At 54.4% G+C, this 20,645-nt stretch carries 19 protein-coding genes, 1 tRNA gene and 2 pseudogenes; 14 read left to right on the top strand and 8 right to left on the bottom strand.

What is annotated here, in order from left to right; genetic code table 11:
• The first annotated feature begins 94 nt into the window (after positions 1-94).
• Positions 95-2,380 carry a glycosyl hydrolase family 28-related protein gene (locus ACXAH8_RS14265; protein WP_475219426.1) on the top strand — a complete coding sequence of 762 codons (2,286 nt, stop codon included), beginning with the start codon at positions 95-97 and terminating at the stop codon, positions 2,378-2,380.
• Positions 2,381-2,491: 111 nt separating this feature from the next.
• A complete protein-coding gene (locus ACXAH8_RS14270; protein WP_170462743.1) occupies positions 2,492-2,812 on the top strand; it encodes an antibiotic biosynthesis monooxygenase family protein in 321 nt (106 codons plus the stop codon).
• A gap of 21 nt (positions 2,813-2,833) precedes the next feature.
• Here the strand turns inward: ACXAH8_RS14270 and ACXAH8_RS14275 are convergent, their stop codons facing one another.
• Positions 2,834-3,316, bottom strand: coding sequence for a HugZ family pyridoxamine 5'-phosphate oxidase (locus ACXAH8_RS14275; protein WP_475219429.1), 483 nt, complete (start codon positions 3,314-3,316; stop codon positions 2,834-2,836).
• A 131-nt stretch (positions 3,317-3,447) separates the two neighbouring features.
• Here ACXAH8_RS14275 and ACXAH8_RS14280 point away from each other — a divergent pair, with 131 nt between their 5' ends.
• Positions 3,448-3,867 carry an excalibur calcium-binding domain-containing protein gene (locus ACXAH8_RS14280; RefSeq protein WP_475219430.1) on the top strand — a complete coding sequence of 140 codons (420 nt, stop codon included), beginning with the start codon at positions 3,448-3,450 and terminating at the stop codon, positions 3,865-3,867.
• A gap of 143 nt (positions 3,868-4,010) precedes the next feature.
• A complete protein-coding gene (locus ACXAH8_RS14285; protein WP_475219432.1) occupies positions 4,011-4,301 on the top strand; it encodes a hypothetical protein in 291 nt (96 codons plus the stop codon).
• A 44-nt stretch (positions 4,302-4,345) separates the two neighbouring features.
• Here ACXAH8_RS14285 and ACXAH8_RS14290 read toward each other — a convergent pair whose 3' ends face one another.
• From ACXAH8_RS14290 to uvrB, 4 genes are all read right to left on the bottom strand, one after another.
• Complete coding sequence (locus ACXAH8_RS14290; RefSeq protein ID WP_475219434.1) at positions 4,346-4,774, bottom strand: hypothetical protein; 429 nt, start codon at positions 4,772-4,774, stop codon at positions 4,346-4,348.
• A 44-nt stretch (positions 4,775-4,818) separates the two neighbouring features.
• Entirely contained in the window at positions 4,819-5,526 is a 708-nt protein-coding gene (locus ACXAH8_RS14295) for an ORF6N domain-containing protein (protein ID WP_475219436.1), read from the bottom strand.
• Positions 5,527-5,620: 94 nt separating this feature from the next.
• Positions 5,621-6,535, bottom strand: a complete 915-nt coding sequence (locus tag ACXAH8_RS14300; protein ID WP_475219438.1) for an abortive infection family protein — start codon at positions 6,533-6,535, stop codon at positions 5,621-5,623.
• A gap of 7 nt (positions 6,536-6,542) precedes the next feature.
• The gene (gene uvrB, locus ACXAH8_RS14305; RefSeq protein ID WP_475219440.1) at positions 6,543-8,729 is read right to left on the bottom strand and encodes an excinuclease ABC subunit UvrB; all 2,187 of its coding nucleotides are present in this window, start codon (positions 8,727-8,729) and stop codon (positions 6,543-6,545) included.
• A gap of 154 nt (positions 8,730-8,883) precedes the next feature.
• Between uvrB and ACXAH8_RS14310 the strand changes: the two genes are divergently transcribed.
• From ACXAH8_RS14310 to ACXAH8_RS14325, 4 genes are all read left to right on the top strand, one after another.
• Entirely contained in the window at positions 8,884-9,195 is a 312-nt protein-coding gene (locus ACXAH8_RS14310) for an ETC complex I subunit (protein ID WP_170378795.1), read from the top strand.
• The gene (locus tag ACXAH8_RS14315; protein ID WP_475219443.1) at positions 9,196-9,672 is read left to right on the top strand and encodes a GNAT family N-acetyltransferase; all 477 of its coding nucleotides are present in this window, start codon (positions 9,196-9,198) and stop codon (positions 9,670-9,672) included. It abuts the gene before it with no gap.
• A gap of 21 nt (positions 9,673-9,693) precedes the next feature.
• Positions 9,694-9,770, top strand: a tRNA-Arg gene (locus tag ACXAH8_RS14320).
• Positions 9,771-10,167: 397 nt separating this feature from the next.
• The gene (locus tag ACXAH8_RS14325) at positions 10,168-10,410 is read left to right on the top strand and encodes a glycine zipper 2TM domain-containing protein (protein WP_475219445.1); all 243 of its coding nucleotides are present in this window, start codon (positions 10,168-10,170) and stop codon (positions 10,408-10,410) included.
• 205 nt (positions 10,411-10,615) lie between these two features.
• On the opposite strand, the pseudogene ACXAH8_RS14330 reads toward ACXAH8_RS14325, so the two are convergent.
• Positions 10,616-11,062 (bottom strand): annotated as a pseudogene (locus tag ACXAH8_RS14330) (SH3 domain-containing protein); the annotation flags it as partial.
• Positions 11,063-11,875: 813 nt separating this feature from the next.
• Here ACXAH8_RS14330 and radC point away from each other — a divergent pair.
• The 3 genes and pseudogenes from radC to ACXAH8_RS14345 all read left to right on the top strand — a co-directional run bounded on the left by radC (position 11,876) and on the right by ACXAH8_RS14345 (position 13,604).
• A pseudogene (gene radC, locus ACXAH8_RS14335) lies at positions 11,876-12,570 on the top strand (RadC family protein).
• Between the two features lie 149 nt (positions 12,571-12,719).
• Positions 12,720-13,007 (top strand): thermonuclease family protein, encoded by a 288-nt coding sequence (locus tag ACXAH8_RS14340; RefSeq protein ID WP_475219475.1) that lies wholly within the window; start codon positions 12,720-12,722, stop codon positions 13,005-13,007.
• Between the two features lie 111 nt (positions 13,008-13,118).
• Positions 13,119-13,604, top strand: coding sequence for a DUF3124 domain-containing protein (locus tag ACXAH8_RS14345; protein ID WP_475219447.1), 486 nt, complete (start codon positions 13,119-13,121; stop codon positions 13,602-13,604).
• Between the two features lie 691 nt (positions 13,605-14,295).
• On the opposite strand, the gene ACXAH8_RS14350 is transcribed toward ACXAH8_RS14345, so the two are convergent.
• Positions 14,296-15,279: a histone deacetylase family protein gene (locus ACXAH8_RS14350; protein WP_475219449.1), complete on the bottom strand. Its 984-nt coding sequence runs from the start codon at positions 15,277-15,279 to the stop codon at positions 14,296-14,298.
• A gap of 197 nt (positions 15,280-15,476) precedes the next feature.
• A complete protein-coding gene (locus ACXAH8_RS14355; protein ID WP_475219451.1) occupies positions 15,477-16,058 on the bottom strand; it encodes a TetR/AcrR family transcriptional regulator in 582 nt (193 codons plus the stop codon).
• A gap of 124 nt (positions 16,059-16,182) precedes the next feature.
• On the opposite strand from ACXAH8_RS14355, the gene gntH reads away from it, so the two are divergent.
• The 3 genes from gntH to ACXAH8_RS14370 all read left to right on the top strand — a co-directional run bounded on the left by gntH (position 16,183) and on the right by ACXAH8_RS14370 (position 20,473).
• Positions 16,183-17,376, top strand: a complete 1,194-nt coding sequence (gene gntH, locus ACXAH8_RS14360; RefSeq protein WP_475219453.1) for a guanitoxin biosynthesis MBL fold metallo-hydrolase GntH — start codon at positions 16,183-16,185, stop codon at positions 17,374-17,376.
• Between the two features lie 9 nt (positions 17,377-17,385).
• Positions 17,386-19,197, top strand: coding sequence for a hypothetical protein (locus ACXAH8_RS14365; protein ID WP_475219455.1), 1,812 nt, complete (start codon positions 17,386-17,388; stop codon positions 19,195-19,197).
• Between the two features lie 85 nt (positions 19,198-19,282).
• Positions 19,283-20,473, top strand: a complete 1,191-nt coding sequence (locus ACXAH8_RS14370; protein ID WP_475219457.1) for a HupE/UreJ family protein — start codon at positions 19,283-19,285, stop codon at positions 20,471-20,473.
• Positions 20,474-20,645 lie beyond the last annotated feature (172 nt).

Raw genomic sequence — 20,645 nt, forward strand, 5'->3', positions numbered from 1 at the left:
CTTTTGGATACTCAGACTGTCGCGTTCGGGATGGACCTGAACACGGCGTTTGAACGTGCAGCCATTGGGCCGTGCGACGAGGAAAGGGATTTCTATGAACAAGGCAATCACCGACGGCATTGTGTTCATGCCGCCTGCTTTCGAAAACGGTCTGGGCGTGTGGTCTGCGGGCGATGGTACGCCGGGCTCACCGACCTATGATGGCTCGGGCACCGGGGCATTTGTGCCGTCGGATGCGGATTTTGGCGGCTGCCTTGAGATCCTGAAGATCAACAGTCCGCAGCAGTTGCGCCACATGGGCCAGACCCAGATCCTGCCGGGGTGCTATTTGCAGATCAAGGCGCGGGTCAAGGCGATCAGTGGTCCTCTGCCCGAGGTGCGCATCGCGGCCTGGGCCGGTGCAGCAGGCGACACCCACCTGACGGGGGTAATCGAGCAAGGCCCAGCCACTCAGCTGGCAAGTTATGGCGCAGTGACCGAGATCACCGCCATTGTAGGCACGGGGCGACGTCCGGGCGTGGACATGGCTTGGGGTGTCAGTGCGCTCTACGGTCATTTCGGCATTGATATTGAGGGCGCCAACGGGGCCGTCATCCGCGTCGATGATCTGGAGATCACGGATGTCACTGGCGTGTTCCTGCGTGAGATCATCAGCCGTGTGGATGTGCGCGACTACGGCGCGGTGGGCGACGGCATTGCCGACGACTCGGCCGCGTTCGAGGCGGCGGATCAGGCCGCCGGAGGCCCACGCATTTTTGTGCCCCAAGGCACCTATCGTCTAGCAGAGAACACCACCCTGTCCTCGGAGGTCGAGTTTGAGGGCACGGTCACGATGCCTCACGACAAGATGCTTTTGCTGCTGAAAAACTATGACCTGCCAACTTACATTGCCGCGTTCGGGAATGAAGAGCTGGCCTTCAAAAAAGCGTTTCAGGCATTGTTGAACAACTCGGACCATGAATCGCTGGATCTGGGTGGGCGCAAGATCGAAGTGACGGCCCCAATCGACATGTTTGCCGCTGTTCCCAACAAGCCGGGGTTTTCGACCCGCCGCGTCATCCGTAACGGTCAGTTCGATGTCAAAAGCAGCTCGGCCTGGGATACCGAGACCTTCACCTCGGTCGCGACCTATGATCCAGCGGATTCGACCCGTCTGACCAATGTGGCCAACGTCGCGAACATCCCCATCGGTTCGCTGGTTCAGGGCAGCGGCGTCGGGCGCGAGATCTACGTGCGCGGCAAAGATGAAAGCGCCGGAGAGCTGACGTTGAACGCACCGATGTATGACGCGGCAGGAACCCAGACCTTCACCTTCGTGTCCTTCAAATACCTGCTGGATTTCGGCAATTTCGGAGTGCTGCGCAAATTCGGGATGGAACAGATCGAGTTCCAGTGCAACGGCCGCTGCAGCGCCATTCGTCTGGCACCTGCGGGCAGCACATTCTCATTGTCGGATTGTTTCATCAGCCGTCCGCTGGATCGCGGCATCACCTCGATTGGCACGGGCTGCAAAGGGATGTTGATCGACAATTGCCAGTTCCTGTCCTCGGAAGAGTCGTTCATTGTGCCGGATCGCAAGTCGATCGCGCTGAACACCACCTCGAATGATGTTAAGATCCGCCACAACCGGGCAGTGCGCTTCAAGCATTTTGCGGTTATCGGCGGGGACAACAATATGATCCTTGGTAACCACTTCTTCCAGGGCGACAGTATTCCGCAAGGGGTGCGGACCGCAGGGCTGATCATGATCGGGACCTATAACAGCTCGACCATCGCCGAGAACTACGTAGACAATTGCTTTGTGCAATGGACGAATGAGCGTGACACGACGCCTGCCTATGTCTCGGGCTATTCCTTCAGCGCCATGAGCATCACTGACAATATCTTCTATTCCAGCGAGGCCCCGCCCTGGTTCAGCTATATCGTGATCCGCCCGCACGGTCCGGGGCATTTTCTGAACGGGCTGGCGGTGACCGGTAACAAGTTCCGCTCTAACGGAACGGACCTAGAGCGCGCCGACCGGGTGGATACGTCTTTTGCGGATCTGGATGCGGATCAGCACATCAACGTCACGTTCAGCAACAACACCTATCACGGTATTGAAGCCAAGGTGGAAAACCCGCTGCGGGTACGACATAGCCAGAGCTCGGCCTCGCTGGTCTGGACCATCGACTCGGACGGTCGGTTGCCGTTTGGCTCCAAGGCGCGCAGTTGCGATGCGGTGGCGGTTCTGGGGCCGCTCAGAACGGCGCTGGGGTCGGTGCGTTATTCCTTTCCCTATGCCGATGTCGAACAGGGCAGCAATGGCGATGCCGTCCAATTGCGCTGGGGCGAAAGCCTGAGCGGTGATGTCTCGGTACAGATGCGTCTGGAAGAGTAGAGATACCAGCAAGTCGCCCCTTTTACGGGGCGACTTCGCTTTGGGCGGCAGGAAAGACAAGACGTTTGGGAATCCTGTGCTAGGCTGAGGGTAAGCCAAAGGAGGACTCAGATGCCGACCATAGCCAAAACCGCCAGCGTTCAGACCGTTATCACGACATTTGAGATGACACCCGGCACCTGTCAGGACCTGCTTGAGGCGCTGACGGATGCCTATTCCGAATTCATCTCAAAACAGCCCGGATTTGTATCGGCCGGCTTGCATGTCAACGACGCCCAGACCCGGATTGCCAATTATTCGCAATGGGAACGGCGCGAGGATTTTCTGGCCATGCTGCGCACCCCGGAAATGCGGGATCGCAATCGCAAAATAAATGAGCTTTGCAAGAGTTTCGAGCCGGTCATGTATGACGTGGCTGAGACATTCAATTGACGCAGGTCCCGTGTCCCGGTTTCAGATTTCTGTGGCATCAATGCGGTAAGCTTTGCCAAACCCGCCGTTCAGCAGCCCATCTTCAATCTCAAAGCGGACAAAGCTGAAATCTGCGAAATCTGCATAGAGTTTAGCCTTCGGGCGTAGTGACAGATACCTCTGGCGGAGGTTGTCATGGTCCTCCGTTCCCCGCGTAACTAAACGAGCCTTAGCGTGCAAGGTCAGCCGAGGATGCGTGAGGGGGTCTCCCTTAGTACCTGGATCCCCGATCAGAAGGGCGCAGGCCGGGTTTTTCTGTAGCGCCCGGCTATGTTCCGACAGGCTTGAAATCAGCGAGATCGGCTGCCTCTCGGCATCTGTTGCAAGAGCAATCCGCGATACTGATGGCAAAGCGGTGCCAGGGCTCAGAACGGCGAGCGCGGCATGGGTCGCCTCATCCATCAATTCGCGGATTAGGCCCCGGACGGTGTCGTCCAGCGGTTGGTAGGGGTCTTTGTTTGGCATTTTGCCTCGCATTGGTAAGCGTGAGGGCAATCCTATCCGCTCTGATCTTCAATCCTATCCGCTCTGATCTTTGTGTGCGAGCCGTGTTCTGCCTCGGCTTCGCCACAAACCCCCTGTATCGCGGTGGAATGATGTTTCGCAAATCCAAGTTGGACGAACCCTTGCCGACCAAACGTCAGCGCCGGGCCGAAGCTGCCCGGCGACGCGCGCTCTCTCCCGTGCGTATTCTGCTTATGGTTCTGTGCCTGCCGCTGACCGTCGCGTTGATTTCCTTCAACATGTTCGTGCGCCTTTCAGACTATGGTCGGGATGAAGCCATGGTGCACCTAATCGCGCTGGCCGGTTGCGATGCCTCTCGGGCCGTGGGGTTCGGCACGTTTTACGAAGGCTATGCGGGCTATCATCCGCGCAACGATCCCGACGGTGATGGAGTGGCCTGTGGACCGGATGTGGCGCAGCGTCAAACGGTCCCATCACCAAGTACTACCACGCCCCGCAAAACAACCGTCAACCAAAGGTCCTTGGGCAACGCCAAGTTCATAAAGCCCTAAAACCCGTGGGTTGAGGGCTATTACTTCCGCGACCGCTTGGCCTGTGACGCTGCGGGAATCTGCCAGTTCATGCTATGATGCGCGGCGTTGGTACCAGTTTGGTGCCTCCATCGGGCAATTTTGCCCAGCTTGGGAGGACAAAGATGTTTGCACGCGTAACTCAATTTAAAATGAAGCCCGGCACGCGCGAGGCGGCCACGGCGAAGATGAACGAATTGAAATCTGAAATCATGGGCATGCCTGGCATGCACTGTTTTACCAACGTCATGAACGAGGATGGGACCGGATACGTGATCTCGGTAGTCGAAAGTGAGGATATCTCGAACGCAAACGCCCCAAAGGTGGCCGAGCTTTGGGGGCATTTCGCCGAGTTCATGGAAGCGCCGCCAATCCCAGCAGGTTTTGACGTGATTGCCCATTGGGACAAAGGCTGAACGCGCGTTTGACCGGAGGCCGATCCGCGCCACTCCAGGCAGTGCTACGAGAGCAGCGACGCTGCGCAGGTGCGAAACTTGCGCACCTCTGGCGCGGCACCTTCCAGTGAGAATTCACTCAGGTGGTCTTGCGTGAAGGCATAGGCTGTTTGGTTGAACTCAAGGCCATCCAAGACGTTGCCAAAACCGGTGTCTGAGACGAACAAGGACATCGCATCGTCCGACAGCTTGTGTCGTGGCGTTCCAATCTCAATCGGGTTTGGGCCTTCAAACCGCATGGCAAACCAAGGCGTTTGCGTCCAGCCTTCGGCGCGGCGCGTGATTTCGAGGGTATAGAGCGGCTGCGCCGGATCGTAGGTAAGCCGGATCTCCTCTGCTTCGGTCTCGTGTGTCAACGTGCAGATCTCGCCAATCGTGGCGTTCCACGCATAGGCGGGGCTGCCGAGCAGCAGTGAGAGCAGGACAAAGCGCATAGCGAGGAACCTAGCCGCAGATTACCCTTTGGCAAGGTGACAGGCTAGCCCTTCATTGCGTTCAACAAGTCCAGCAGCCGCTTTCGGTCATCATCGTCTGCATAGTCACCGGTGGCCAGGCGCTGGGCAATGCTTAGGCGCAGGCGTTCCTGCTGGGTGCGAACATCTTCGCTGGCGGTTTCGGCCAGCGTCTTCATGATCGCCGCCACGGCCTGTTTGCGATTGGTGCTGGGGCTGGCGATATAGTCAACAAGGCTCTGCTTACCGGAATCGAGGATGTTTTCGGCCAGATCACGCAGTTGCGCGCCATTGGGCAGCAGCGGAGCGGGGTCGTCCTTTGGCGGCAGGATGTCCGGTACGCTGCGCGGGGTCTCGGCCAGAGCGTTCGCACCGTCGACAAAGGCCTCGGTGATCATCCGGGTGATCCTTATCGCGCGCGGGTCCTTGAACAGGGCCGAAGCGATGGCCACGCCGTAATCCGTATAGACCCACGGATTAACCCTCCGCCCGCCGCGGCCCTTGGGTTTTGAGATCACATTCTGTGATTGCAAATCGGCGACCTCGGCGTCGGTCAGTTGAAAGCGGTAGCCTTCAAACAGGTCTTTGTTGCGTGAGACGGCCTGATTGAAGGCGCTGACCGATTTTCCATAGAACTGCGCCAGATCCTCGGCCAGCACCACGCGAGTACCGCGCACCCGGTGAATGGCGCTATGGACCTCATGCACGCTGGGCAGGGTGTTTGGGTTCGTCATGGCAACCGTTTGGAATCACAATTTGTGATTTCAAACGTGGAGGAGAGGGCGCTGGGCTGCAAGGGTGGAGTGTGGGGCGTGCAAGTGGTTAATTTTATACATTTTGATCTACGGCGTCGCTCAGAAGCTTGTCATTAGGAAAGCGCTTTTCCCAAGTTTCGATCAAGAATAAAGCAGTCGACGTTGCAGTGCTTACTGCTAACCTTGCGATCCGTGGATCCAACCTCCGAAATCCGCGCTCTCTGCCGTGGGCACTGCCAGCATGAGTGCGTAGTGCTCCAATACCTTGAACAGTATTGAAAAGTGCACTGAGGATAGCTCGCACATCGGCTTCAATTTCGGTATCAGGAATGTCCTTATTTGGCGACAATCCAAGAGGTTCACGGATTTCTTTATATAAACTCTTTATGTCCATGCTCTTTGGAAGGTCGATGTTTCTAGCAACTAAAATCGACCGGCAGACGCTCTCAAGCATAGAACAAGCGGCTGTCACACCTGCCTCTGGATCTTTTTCGAGGCTTTCAAATGCTCTCTGAAATTCCCGTTCAACGGTATCTAAAGTCCACTCAGCACTAATTTTCATGAGATGCGGAGCTGCAGTATGACTTGGTAGCGCAGCAAGTTCCGAAATCAGTTTTTCAAACGGGAGGTCTTCCACGGCAGCAGAGTTGTGAAGCGCTTCGACATACTCTGGTGTTGTGGTCCACTCATCTGACTGCATAGACAGGATCGCAGCATCAAGTTGTTCGTCTCGCTCCACGTTTCGACGTCCCCAAAGCAACCTAAGAAGTTCGATGACTACATGAGGTGGGGAAAGCTCAATAAACGCCAACAGTCTGTTAAACTTGGAGGTTCCTTTCTCGCTGAAAGCATCAGAGTAAATGTTCAAATCAAAATGATCTTCAAAAAACTCAGAGAATGTTTTGTTCGAAAAATCTAAGACATGTCCAGGGTCGGGGCAGAACCAGTTTCTAATTTGATCTCTTTGATAATGCTTTAGTTTTGCCATCCACTCCTCACCGCATCCGCCTCTTCACATTTCCACCCCGTTGCCCCGGTCTGCCAGCCGTTGACCTTCCGCGTGATTTCACAGCATCCTCGGATGCCTTCTCCACCGCCCATTGGCGTGCCATGGGGTCGTCGGCTACGGCCAGATCGACCGCTTCCAGACGTTTGATCTCATCCCGGATGTTGGCGGCTTCTTCGAATTCCAGGTTCTCGGCAGCTTTGCGCATTTTCTCGCGCAGACCGTCCAGATGGGCCTCGAGGTTGGCACCGTGCATCGGCTTGTCGATGGTGGCGGTGACGCGGTTCATGTCGACGTCGCCTTCGTAGAGACCGGCCAGAACGTCCTCGACATTTTTCTTCACCGTCTCGGGCGTGATGCCGTGTTCCTCGTTATAGGCGATCTGCTTGGCGCGGCGGCGGTTGGTCTCGTTCAGGGCGCGCTCCATTGAGCCGGTGATTTTGTCGGCATACATGATCACCCGACCCTCGGCGTTACGCGCGGCGCGGCCGATGGTTTGGACCAGCGAGGTCTCGGAGCGCAGGAAGCCTTCTTTATCCGCATCCAGAATGGCGACCAGCCCGCATTCGGGAATGTCGAGGCCTTCGCGTAGAAGGTTGATGCCGACCAGCACGTCGAAGGCCCCCAGCCGCAGGTCGCGCAGGATTTCGATCCGTTCCAGCGTGTCGATATCCGAGTGCATGTAGCGCACTTTGATACCCTGTTCGTGCAGGTATTCCGTCAGGTCCTCGGCCATGCGTTTGGTCAGGGTCGTGACCAGCGTGCGAAACCCGTTGGCGGAGACCTTGCGCACCTCGTCCAGTAGGTCGTCAACCTGCATCGACACAGGGCGGATTTCGACCTCGGGGTCCAGAAGGCCGGTGGGGCGGATCACCTGTTCGGTGAAGACACCGCCGGTCTGTTCGATCTCCCATTTCGCAGGCGTCGCCGAGACAAAGACGGATTGCGGGCGCATGGCGTCCCATTCCTCGAATTTCAGCGGGCGGTTGTCCATGCAGGAGGGCAGGCGGAACCCGTGTTCGGCAAGTGTGAATTTACGCCGATAGTCGCCCCGGTACATGCCACCGATTTGCGGAACGCTGACGTGACTTTCATCAGCGAATACGATGGCGTTGTCGGGGATGAATTCGAACAGGGTCGGGGGCGGTTCACCCGGCGCGCGGCCGGTGAGGTAGCGCGAGTAGTTTTCAATCCCGTTGCAGACACCGGTGGCCTCAAGCATTTCCAGATCGAAATTGGTGCGTTGCTCCAGACGTTGGGCTTCCAGCAATTTGCCCTCGCCAACCAATTGGTCCAGCCGGATGCGGAGTTCCTTTTTGATGCCGATGATCGCCTGCTGCATCGTCGGTTTCGGCGTCACGTAGTGCGAGTTTGCATAGACCCGCACCTGTTCCATCGTGGCGGCGCGTTCTCCGGTCAGGGGGTCGAATTCGGTGATCTGTTCCAGTTCCTCACCAAAGAAGGACAGCTTCCAGGCGCGGTCCTCAAGGTGCGCGGGCCAGATCTCAAGCGAGTCACCGCGCACCCGGAAGGACCCGCGCTGAAAGGCCTGATCGTTACGGCGATATTGCTGAGCGACCAGATCGGCCATGACTTGCCGCTGATCGTACTCATTGCCGACCTTCAGATCCTGCGTCATCGCCCCGTAGGTCTCGACCGAGCCAATACCGTAGATGCAGGACACCGAGGCGACGATGATCACGTCATCGCGCTCAAGAAGCGCGCGGGTGGCCGAGTGGCGCATCCGGTCGATCTGTTCGTTGATCTGCGATTCTTTCTCGATATAGGTGTCCGAGCGCGGCACGTAGGCCTCGGGCTGGTAGTAGTCGTAGTAGGATACGAAATATTCGACCGAGTTTTCGGGGAAGAAGCCTTTGAACTCGCCGTATAGCTGTGCGGCCAGCGTCTTGTTAGGCGCAAGGATTATGGCAGGGCGCTGGGTTTCTTCGATCACCTTGGCCATGGTGAAGGTCTTACCCGTTCCGGTCGCGCCAAGCAGAACTTGATCGCGCTCGCCGTCCAGAACGCCGCCCGCCAACTCTTTTATGGCTGTGGGCTGGTCCCCGGCAGGTGCAAAATCGGTGTGCATCACGAACGCCTTGCCGCCCTCAAGCTTGAGGCGGGCGCGGACGTCTTCTGAGGTCAGCTGGGTCTTGTCGGAATGAGCATAGGCCATAGAGGGGGGATTCCTTTCGCGCCTGATTTTGATCTGTTTTTGTTCCGGTTCAAGGGGGCATTTCCATTGCACGCAATTGCGACAATTGTGGACTTGTCCGAATGGATGGTGTGACGCATAAACAAAGCCAGCAAAGTGAGTACGGAGAGGCGAGATGCGCGCACGGATTTACCAGCCTTCGCGGAATGCGATGACCTCGGGCATGGCCAAGACCCGCAAGTGGGTTTTGGAATATGCGCCTGCGTCTTCGCGTGAAGTTGATCCGCTGATGGGCTGGACCTCATCCGATGACACTCAGACCCAGGTGCGCCTGAAATTCGATACCAAGGAAGAGGCGCTGGATTACGCCAAGGACAATGGTATCGACGTACAGGTCAGCGAGCCGCACAAGCGCAAGCCCAACCTGCGTCCGCGTGGGTATGGCGAGAATTTCGCAACGGACCGTCGCAGCCCCTGGACGCACTAAATGATCGAAATTCGACTGGCCGATCCCATGTCGGATGCCTTGCGTCCCGTGATTGAGGCGCATTTTGCCCATAGCGAACAAGCCGGTCCGGCGGAAAGCAATCATACCATGGGGCCCGAGGCCTTGTCGGGTGACGGCATCCGCTTCTGGGGTCTTTTCGAAGAGGGTCGCGCCTTGGGCTGCGGCGCGTTGAAGACCCTGCCCGATGGTACGGCCGAAGTGAAATCGGTGCACGTTGTCGAAACCGCACGTGGGCGCGGTCTGGCGCGGATGATGATGGCATACCTTGCCGATCTGGCAGCCAATGAGGGCACAAAGGCACTTGTGCTCGAAACGGGTGCGGCGCATCTGCCAGATTATGCAGCTGCCCGTAAGCTCTATGAGGCGCTGGGTTATTCCTATTGCGGCCCGATCTATGGGTATGAAGACGATCCAAACAGCGCCTTCATGCGCTTGGCCCTTGAACCCCGCTCTTAAAACCAGCAAGAAGGGCGCAGCGGTCCCTTAGCTCAACTGGATAGAGCAGCTGACTTCTAATCAGCAGGTTGAGGGTTCGAGTCCTTCAGGGATCGCCATTAAAAACAAGTACATATTGTGATTATCTGTGTTTATTTAAGTCTGTCCTAGTTATGTGGGGGGCACATGGGGGACAACCGCACTTGATTTTGCTTTTTTCAGGCATTGAGCCTTTCAACGCATTCTACGCCCATCGCCCATTTTCCACCTTTATTTTATGGCGGGGCTGAAAAACAAGTTGGCGAAGGAGGAGTTGGCGATTTTGTCCTGAGCCAATCTTTCCTAACATGAATCGGATCCCGAAGCAGGCAGGTTATCGGTCGAGGGGTTTCCCTAGGGGTCCCTTTGTTAAGGTTTGGTTAACCTCAAATCCCACCGACGCTGAAGCCTTGTACAATAGGCAGCCAAGAGCCACCTACTCAGACAACCAATTCGATAGTTTGAGAGGCAATCGAGATGAAGAAGACATTGATAGCGTGCGCGCTTGGCGGCTCTCTACTAGTGGCCGCTTGCGGAGCGCCGACAACGCCAACGCAGGACCAAGCACAGCATGATGCTCGTTGCGCGGCGGGTGTCCTTGGTGGTGCTGCCGTCGGCGGGGTTGTTGGAAACCGGTTTGGTGGTGGAACAGGCAAGACGCTAGCAACAGCAGCAGGTGCTGGACTAGGGATGTATGCTGGTCAATCCGTTTGCAACTAACAGCGCCCAAACAGGTGGGCCGTGCGACAGAGAATTTGTGGCTTGCGTGACCAAATTCACTGCACTCCTCGGCAGATCCATCCATAACTAGCACATTAAAGAACTGGCGTTGGTGAATTTGAGAACGCGAGTTTTTCTCTTCCCTGTTGGACTGGGGCGTGCTTGTGGTTGGGCGCACCCTTTTTTGGCGTTCTACTCTAGACCGTCAATGATGATGGTGCCTATGACCGTTGCCGAAATGATGGTGATGCCCCTGACCGCCGTCGTGGTGATGTGGAACACCCTGATGAGACGGAGAGGAGTAGTATGGGCCGAATTGACACTCAGGGTCATGTGGAGCTTGGTAGCAATACGGACCTGGAGCCGGATGGTAGGGGAGATAGTAGCGGTTCCAGTAAGCGTACCAAGGATAGGCTTGGTAGTGGTTTTGCCAATAAGCCTGACTGAATTCAACAATCGCTATAACTAGTGCTGCAGCTAGCACCGGATTCATGACTTTTTTCGTGCCATCACTGTCAGTTAGAATGTAGTTTGACGATATCCAGCCCCGAGCGCCATTCCAACCGGTATCGCACCAGCTATAGCCAGCTTGGCAACCGAAAATTTCGATTGTCGCGTCTTGCGGCAACGTGGCGACGACTGGATAGTTCTTACTTGGGCCGGCTTACATGTGAACAGAAGTGGTCGTAAAGCCTTGTGTTTGGGCTGGGGCTGAATTTGCTACCAATGGTACAAAAAGTGCCAGTGACAAGCAGCGAAATACGTATCGCATAGGTTTTCCCAACTGCAAAATGAACTTGCGAGACTACATCGGCTCATCTGATTTCGGTCAAGTTAAACCCCAAACTGCAGACAGAATTTGACCTACCAGTCGATGTTAACTCCGACCGCATCAGGTTATCATTAATTGCCCAAAACTGACTGTGATTTTTTTAGGCAAGTTCAATCACAGCGCCACCTTGTTTCTTGCCCTCCGCTTTAGATAGTCGGGCTGTTCATCACCGCACCAATAACAAACCCATGTACCGCCCAATTTGCTACGATGGTGACGTGTCAGACCGTACCTTCCAAGACAACGGGGAGTGTCAAATTGAAGCTCTCTGCTATTGCCGTCACACCGTCCTGAAAAGGGTGCAAGGAAGGCTTAGCGCCAAGGCGCGTCCGAACTGAGTTTACCACTCAATAACCAACCTTTGAGCAAGCTCATTTGGAAAGCGGTAAGAACGGGTGCAGTGATGAAAAGCCAAATACTCGACCATCTCAAACAGGTCATTGCAGGGGGCAAGAAGAGGTTCGGTAAGCTAGTCAAATACGATGGGCAAGGCGGTTTTCAGAAGATGCGTTGCATGGACTGAAGGACCTTGAAGCACGCACACCGCCACCTAACGCTGTCTTGGAGCCAGCCTACGCGCCCGCCTGTTTCTATCGTGACCGGCTATCGCAAAAAAATGCTGCTGGTGGCGGTCTGGTCAAAGGAGATGACGAGGCCAAGCGGCCACACTATTGGGGGCACCGCGAGCGACTGAGAACTCGTTTCCTAAAGGGTGGTCACGAGCCAATGCCAGAGTATGAGATGCTAGAGCTTTTGTTGTTCAACGCGATTCAACGGATTGACGTAAAGCCACTCGCGAACCGCCTCTTGGCTGAATTTTGTGATTTGAACGGCGTCTTGCTGCGTCCAAGCATCGCGTTCTACAGGTCGAAGGTGCAACCGATTGGGTCTACTATCATTTCCGAGTGGTCGAGGCGTTCGGGCACAGGATGGCGCAGGCCCAAGTTATGAAAAGCAACGTCGTGTCGTGGGAGGCGCTGGTGGCGTACTGTCGTACCGCGATGGCGCACCGCGAGGTTGAGCAATTCCTTGTCTTGTACCTGGATCGTAAGAACGTCTTGATTGCTGACGAAGAACAAGCGCGGGGCACTGTTGACCATGTGCCGGTATATCCGCGCGAGGTTGTCAAACGTGCTTTGGAACTCAATGCCAGCTCTCTAATCTTGGTCCACAACCATCCGTCCGGAGGCACGCCTCCCAGTAAGGCAGAAATCGAAATGACTGAGCGCGTACAGGACGCCTGTGACACATTGGGCATTTTGATGCATGACCATGTTATTGTCGGGAAAAAGGAGGAATACTCTTTCAAAAGCAACGGGTTTCTTTAGAGATTTCGTAAAGTGGTTTTTTAAGGAAAGTAACTTTATCGGGTCATGAGAACTTGATATTCACCATTGCGCTGTTTCTGGCTGTCCCAGCTATTGCAGACTCCCTGCACGTCCGAGACGCTGACACAATAGTTGTAGACGGTACACCAGTGCGGCTGAACGGCGTTGATACACCCGAGCTGGGCACACGGTCAGGACAGAACGCCAAGCGCTGGATGGTCAATTACCTGCGCGGCAAGTCCATTACCTGCCAGTTGAACGGGGAACGCACCCACGACCGCTGGGTAGGGGTGTGCTACGCAAACGGGCAGGACATAGGAGCGGCTGTTATCACTGCTGGGCTTGCGCTTGACTGTCGTAGGTACTCAGGTGGCCGCTATAAGTATCTTGAGACCCCAGCAGTCAAATCATGGCTCAAGCGGGCCGGTTATTGTTGACGATGAACTGGAGCGAGTGTCGGCTACGCGGATCGAGTGGTCATTTTCTTGCGTCGAATCCTTTCATCCGTATGCTCATTTTGACGACAAAAAAACGGAGCATTCGCCTACATGAAGTTTTTCTTCCGCAGATATTTCTGTTCATTCTCAATGGTTTTGGTTTCGTTGGCCACTGCACCAAATTGTTCATTCGCGCAAGTTTCGGAGCGTGTAACCTCTCAAGTCATCTATGTTCCCTCCTATTCACGAGTTTTCACGCAGGAGGGGCGCAGCGAACCGCTCGCGTCTACCCTCGTTGTGCACAACATTAGTCTTAAATCAGAGATCAAAGTTGAGCGCGTCGAATATTACGACAGATCGGGGCAGCTTCTTGAAACACTCTTAAATGAGCCCATCCAACTGAAGCCATTTGGGTCGATGAATTCGCTTGTTCCTATTGGTAGTGTCGGAGACGGAATTGGCGCGAATTTCGTAGTTACCTGGTCGGCAGAAGTGCCAGTACAACCTCCCATCGTTGAAGCAATCATGGTCGGTGGAAGCGGCACTCAAGGGATCTCGTTTACCAGTCGAGGTCAAGAGTTGTCACAAGAACAGTAGCGCCCATCACCACGCTTGCTTCGATATAGCCAACTCGACCATCGCGCTTAAACTTAAGCACATCTGGCTTGTTCATTGCCAAAGCGACAAGAGCACGCTTTGGCCTTGGTGCGACCATTGGCAGGTTTTTGATGAATGTCTGCGCCACAGACTTTGCTGTCGTTGAGGCTGAGTGAGTTAACTCTGTTCCACAAAGTGTGTTCCGCATAATTTACGCATGGCAGAACTAACCCTCCATGCTGCTTCCAACTCGTTGTCCCAACAAGACCAATAGAAAATTTGCCAACCATGCAAATCGACGCGCTTTGAAAGAGACGAAAGAAACGCGCTCCAATCTGAATTGGCTGAAAGCTCGAAGTCTGAGTCTTCAAATGCCTGAATGATCATATCTGCAAGGACAAATCGCACATCATCTTCCGCCAACACTTATTCATACAGTGACAGGTATCGTGGGAGATCAGTGGGCTCTGAGACTTCAAATTCCCAGTCTTGCATGTCGGGTTCATTTCGCAAATCCAGTCGCTTTGCGACAAAGTCGATTGCTTGTACGGTTGGATGGCGGATTTCAGGTTCGATCATAAGGATTGTGGATAGCAGCGTTCTGACCGAGCCGGCAAGGACGAAGCTTTGGGTTCTCTGCGGACCATCTAAACACAGTGAGAATGACAATTTACTGAGATCATACCTGTCATCAAAATCGGTGAAGACTCTTTGCGACCCGGTAGGTATTGGCGTATGCCGTTACGGAAGCCTCAATGGGGTCGGCATAGCCACCTCCGATTGCCATTGAGACCGGGATGCCGCGGCCTTTGCAGGCGTTCAGTACCGCCTGATCGCGTTGGATGAGGCCATTATGAGTCAGCGCCAGCCGCCCTAGCTTGTCTTCAGCCAGCGGATCAACGCCTGCCTGGTATAGAATGAGGTCGGGGCGAAATTCGAACACAGCCGGCAAGTGATCGGCTAAGGCGCGAAGGTAATCCTCGTCGCCGGTGCCATCCGGCAGAGCAACATCCAGGTCCGCCGGAAACTTTCGGAACGGAAAATTCTTTTCGCCGTGCATCGAAAAGACGAAGACTGATGGATTGGCGGCGAAAATGGCGGCGCTACCGTCGCCCTGATGGACATCAAGATCGATGATCGCGACCCTTTCGACTATACCAGCCGCAAGCAGGTGGAGCACCGCGACGGCCTGATCGTTGTAGACGCAATAGCCAGATCCAAACGTTGGATGGGCATGGTGCGTGCCTCCAGCGAGCTGCCCCGAGATACCGTACTCTTGAGCTGTCTCAGCAGCAGCAATTGCGCCACCGGCCGTGGCGCGAACCCGCATCACAAGTTCCCGGCTCCACGGGAAGCCAATCCGTTTCATGGCCTTTTCTTCCAGTTCCCCTTTTTCAAACTGCGCGACAAAACCGGCGGCGTGCGCACGCAATATCGCTTCATCGCTAGCTGGCAAAGACTCTGCCATCTGTGCCTCCTGAAGAATACCGTCTTTCAGCAGTAGCGTAAGGAGCATTTTGTACTTGCCCTTCGGAAACCGATGTCCGGAAGGCAGACTAAGGGAAGATCTGTGAGGAGAGTAAAATCTCATGGCTTGGGTGAAGAGAAACTCAGGCAATTCGCCAAAGCATAGCCGACCTCCTAACTGGTCTGCAACTTCGGCCGCTGATAGCATTGCGTTTCAAGTGGTGCGCGAATGTTAGGGAAAGCTACAGTTGATATCTAATGCGAATGTTTGCTTCGCGGAAGAAGCGGACCTTGATGGTCACAGACTGATCGTCGGCAACTGGCATTGTTGCGCGTGATCTTCCTACAGTGCAATTTGAAACTGGCGGTCTGTTATGAGGAAACTCACAATGCCGGACAATACTCTTATTCTATCTTCTTTTTTCCGACAAGAATTGCATGTTCCCGCTCTATAACCTTTTCCCAATCGCCTCGCGCTTTCAGACCGGTCGATGAGTCTCCCATCAGCGAAGTAACCATCAATCTTCCACGGGCTTTCGCTTCTTCTTTCGAAAACCCGGCCTGTTCAAACATCCAGGCGGCGAAGTGGAACCGTTTGCCGATGGTTCTTTGATATGATTCTTTCACCTTCTCATCGGTATTCGCCCACACTGAGACAGCGTGATCCGGCAAGGCGGCGTCCTCTTCTATGACCTTTTTCATAAGAAGAAGAATGCGATCTTCCGGGGGACCGCCAAATGTCTTTGCCTGTGCGATCACTTTGTCAGTCAGTTCCTGCTCCCAATATCTGAGAACCTCATCCAAAAGCTCTCGGACGTTCTTGAAATGCCAGTAAAAGCTGCCGCTTGTCAGGTGCAGTCGCTTTGCCATTGGCACGACTTTTATCGCGGAAACGCCACCCTCGTTGAGGACTTTGTAGGCCAGCAATATCCAGTCTTCCTTGGTCGCGGCGTTTTTGGGTGAGGTTCGGGTGACAGTTTCTGACATTCAGATTATAGCATTCATTATTTGACATAGAGTAGTCTATGGTCGTACCGTAGAGAAGTCTATGGGCAACTGGGAGTTCACGACATCGTGCTCTCAGAAACGCCATGCAGAAATGGGGGGATCAATGAAAAGCATTATGAATTCCACGACTGGCGCATTATTGGCTTTGGCTTTGTCGTTGGCTGGCACCGCTTCAGCGCAAAATGCGCTGCCGACTGGTCGAACTGCTTCTGCAATAGAAAATGGTGTTTATCCAGCGTCATACTTTCCCAACACTGAAATCCTTGGCACGGATGAAATGCGTATCACGGCATTGGGGACGGGTATGCCAAACCAAACCAAGGCAGCCGTCTCGATTTCGTTTTATGTGGAACTTGGGAATGGGAACGTTTTTCTTTTTGACGTAGGAACTGGCGCAACGGGAAACCTGTTCTCGCTGCGACCGGACTTTGCGAAGATCGACAAGGTCTTCTTCAGCCATTTGCATGTTGACCACGTTGGAGATTTCATGGGCCTCCACGTTGGGGGGTGGCTTTCAGGTAGATATACCCCGCTCCGCATCTTCGGCCCGTCCGGATCAGAAGATGAACTGGGCACTAAAGCCTATGTTGATGGCATGTCCAAAGCTTACACCTGGGACTTGGCCACGCGAACGGGCGCGCTGCCGGATGATGGCGCCAAGCTTGAAGTCACTGAGTTCGACTACATGCAGGAAAACGAGATCGTTTATCAGGAGAACGACGTCACGATCCGGTCTTGGCCTGCTATCCACAGCTTAGATGGCTCGGTGAGTTATTCTCTGGAATGGAACGGACTGAAATACGTCTTTGGCGGAGATACTTACCCGAACAAATGGTATGTAGAATACGCAAAAGGGGCGGACATCGCTTCTCACGAGGCGTTTCTTCCACCTGATGCTTTGGCCCCGTATTTTGGCTGGGACATGAAACAGGCGACCTATGTCGCGACGCGCGTTCATACCGAACCTGCGGCTTTTGGCAAAGTGATGTCTGCGGTCGAACCGCGTATGGCCCTCGGATATCACTCTGTTCTTTCTCCCGAAAATTATCAGGCGATTTTGGAAGGCGTCCGTTCGACTTACGATGGGCCGCTCACGCTCGCGCGAGATCTACAGGTGATCAACGTGACCAAGGACCAGATCGTTGTTCGGGAAGCGAGTGTTGATGAATATGCGTTGCCGCCCGCTGTGAGCGACGAGTACATCAATGCCCCGCGTTCAAAAGAAAAAGAGCCGTCCGACAAAGTCAATGCGGGAAAATGGGAGGGTTACACGCCACCGCCAATGCCGGATAATTAACCTTCAGGGGTGAGCAAAATTCCGATTTGGCAGTATCTGTACCGACTATTCCTGATGCTGAGCCTGATGGCCTCAAGTGCACAGGCCGTTTCGGCGGATGTCGTTCTGACTAACGGATCAGAAGTCGCCCCCAATATCGCTGTCCTTCATGTCAAAGATGATGGGGTCTACGTCGACCTTGAGATCTATGTCGAAGATATTCCATTGTTTGCGGAAATGTTGCCAATAGGATGGTCATCAGATTTCGTCGGAGGTGAGCCGGATGCTGAACAAGATACCAATCAAGGTTATGCGCAAGCCGAAGGCCGGGCGCTGTCGATTGTTGGAAGCGACGAACGGGCCCTAAACGCTGAAATCAGAAAGATGGAATACCGAACGCGTATCGACCGGGCCTCGCCGCTTGCAGGTCAGCGCGATCCCTTCTCGGGTCAAATTGTTCCCAGCCCGCCAACAGATCCGCGTGTTTTGTTCGTCGAACTGTTCTTTCCGTTTCAAAACTCAGTTCCCAATGAGCTGGCTATAGTGCCTCCATCGCGGGATGGCGAACCACTGGTAACTATCGGGATGCAGGTTTTTGACCGTGAGGTTCCGGTTACCGATTTCAGCTTCTTGTCAAAGCCGGCAGAGTTAAAGATTCACTGGCCTGATCCGTGGGATAGCCGCTTTTCTGCTGAAAGCCTGAATCGAAAAGCGCAGGACGGGACATCCACCTTTCTCTACATCGAACCACGTGAAGTTCGGCATGAAACACTGATCCGCTTGCGTGAACTGGCGCCTTGGATTGGTGAAACCTTCGAAGTGGGGCAAACGCTTTCGCCACAGCATAGCGCCTTGATCGTAAATCAGGCGGCGTCCTTTTTGGCTTCTCGTAACCCGGTGTCAATTGATGGCAAATTAGTGCAACCGTCAAACGCTACAGCAAAACTCTTGGAGCTCACATCGCAGGGTTTTCAGGTTGTCCAGCCCGGAAAGCAAGTGTCCGTGAACAATGCGTTTATCGGAGCCATCCTGTCTTTCTCTTCGTCGGACCTTCCCGATCAGGTGACGGTCACATGGGATATGTTTGACGAGGAAATTTCCCGCGTTGCGACCATTTCAAACGATATCGCCGGGCCATTCTTTGGAGCTGTGACACCAGCAGACCCTCAGTTTCATTGGCAGAACCACTTGCTCAAATACGAAAGAGCATCTGTTACTCAGATTCCAGTTGAGCAGCAGACACGGCAGAACCCGGCAATGGCTTTGATCTCCGGGATGATCAGTGCCGCCTCACTTGGTTTTTTCCTGCTGTGCAAGGACAAAGCTGCAAAGCGTGTCAGTTGCTTAACCATGATTGCGGCTGCTTCGGCAACCCTGGCATTTTCGGGATATTTGCCGGAATTACCGTGGAATAAGCCCGAGCCCCCTGAGCCGCAGGTTGCAGAAGATATACTGCGCTCAATGGTCGAGAACTTGAGCACGGTGACTCTGGAAGTTTCGCCGGCCGCAAGAAAGTCAGAGCTGGCACATTTTGTGACGGAAGCGTCTCTGGGTGACATCGCAACAGAGGTTGAACGTGGTCTCGCGCTCCGAACGCCAGGAGGCAGTCTTGCAACGGTTACTGATATCAGCAACCTGAAATTGGAGCGCATTAACCCAACCCTCAAGCCGGGAGGGTTTAGTGCCCTGACCAAATGGACAGTGAAAGCACAAGGCGGTCATTGGGGGCACGCCCATATACGCGCCGTTACGTTTCGGGTGCTGGTGGAGGTCAAACGTGAATCAGGGCAATGGAAGCTGGATGGATTAACCGTAATCGAGGCACGCGATCCAAATGCATGAGCGCTTAAGATCAAAGGTTTTTGCTTTAGGCGCTCTGTTTGTCGGTGTGCTTTTGTCACTGACGCTATCAGCCTCGGCGCATTTTTTGCTTAACCTCAACGTTCGAATTTCGCATGTCGAGCATTCCGAAGACGGTCTACGTATCTACATGCGCACGCCCATGCCCTATCTGGTTGCAGATAAGGTCGGTGATCAGAATGGTGATGCCTTGCCGGACGCTGCACCATTCACGACCAATGCCATGAGCGACGGTCAGTTGGTCCACTTTGTCGACTTGCAGGCTGCCTTGAGCGATCCCAATGGGCTGGGGCAACTCGCCGAAGGTGGATTACATCTGTTGGTCGACAATCGGCGCTTAAGAGGAACAGTTGAGACCGTTCGCTTGCATCGCGTCGGAAATGAGCCCGGATTTGCAACTTTGGCCGAAGCTCAACAGGCCGTGGAAACCGAAACGGCCCTCATGCCACCGCTTTTTGTTGGTGACACAGTTGTCGATCTCGTCCTGCATTATGACACTTACGGTCCGGTCCAATCGTATAGCATTGCGAACCTGCTGGACCCCGGCTTGCCGGATCAGGACCAAACGGCCAACCTCATTCTCGACTACGCGTCAGACACACCTCAGATATTCCGATCTCGGGGTCTGATGACTGAACCATTGGTTGTTCAGCAACAAGGATACGGAGGATTCCTCAGTTTCGTCTGGGAAGGCATACGACATATCCTCGAAGGGTTAGATCATGTTTTGTTTGTTGTGTGTTTGGTCATTGGAGCGCAGACCCTCAGGGCGCTATTGCTGCGTGCAACCGGTTTTACCGTTGGGCATAGTGTAACGCTGTCGCTGGGGTTTTTCGGGTTTGTACCATCGGGCGCGTGGTTTGTTCCCGCCGTCGAAACCGGGATCGCGCTTTCTATAATATTTGCAGCCGTCGCAGCGTTTTTGAGTTTTAAGGACAATGCGCGCTCTGAAGTCACGATGGTGCTTCTGACAACGCTGATTGGCCTCTTGCACGGGCTTGGGTTTAGCTTTGTCTTGCACAAGATTTTGCAGGTCACATCTCCAAACATCTGGCAAAGCCTGCTTGCTTTCAATCTTGGCGTCGAGCTTGGCCAGGTCGCCATTATTCTTGCGCTCTGGCCTACCTTGATAATGTGTCGACGCGTGAACTCCAGTTTGTGGATGTCCCTAAGAGTGGGCTTAGCCGGTGGATGTGCGGCTATCGCCTGCTTTTGGACCTTGCAGCGAGTTGCCGAAGTTTACTCCACGTTGGCTTAGGGTAATTGCGATGGCGCGTACCGTGATGGCCGCCTGGGAGAAAAGCGGATATTCGGCTGTTCCGCTGCATAAGACAGATTAGGCTTATACCGGTCAGTCAGTGAATTCTGCTCAAAGTCTACTTTGCAGTCAAAGCAGCCGATAGATTCACTATTGCACATTGCAGGCTAGT

The organism is Ruegeria sp. ABV3_008, assembly GCF_056161185.1.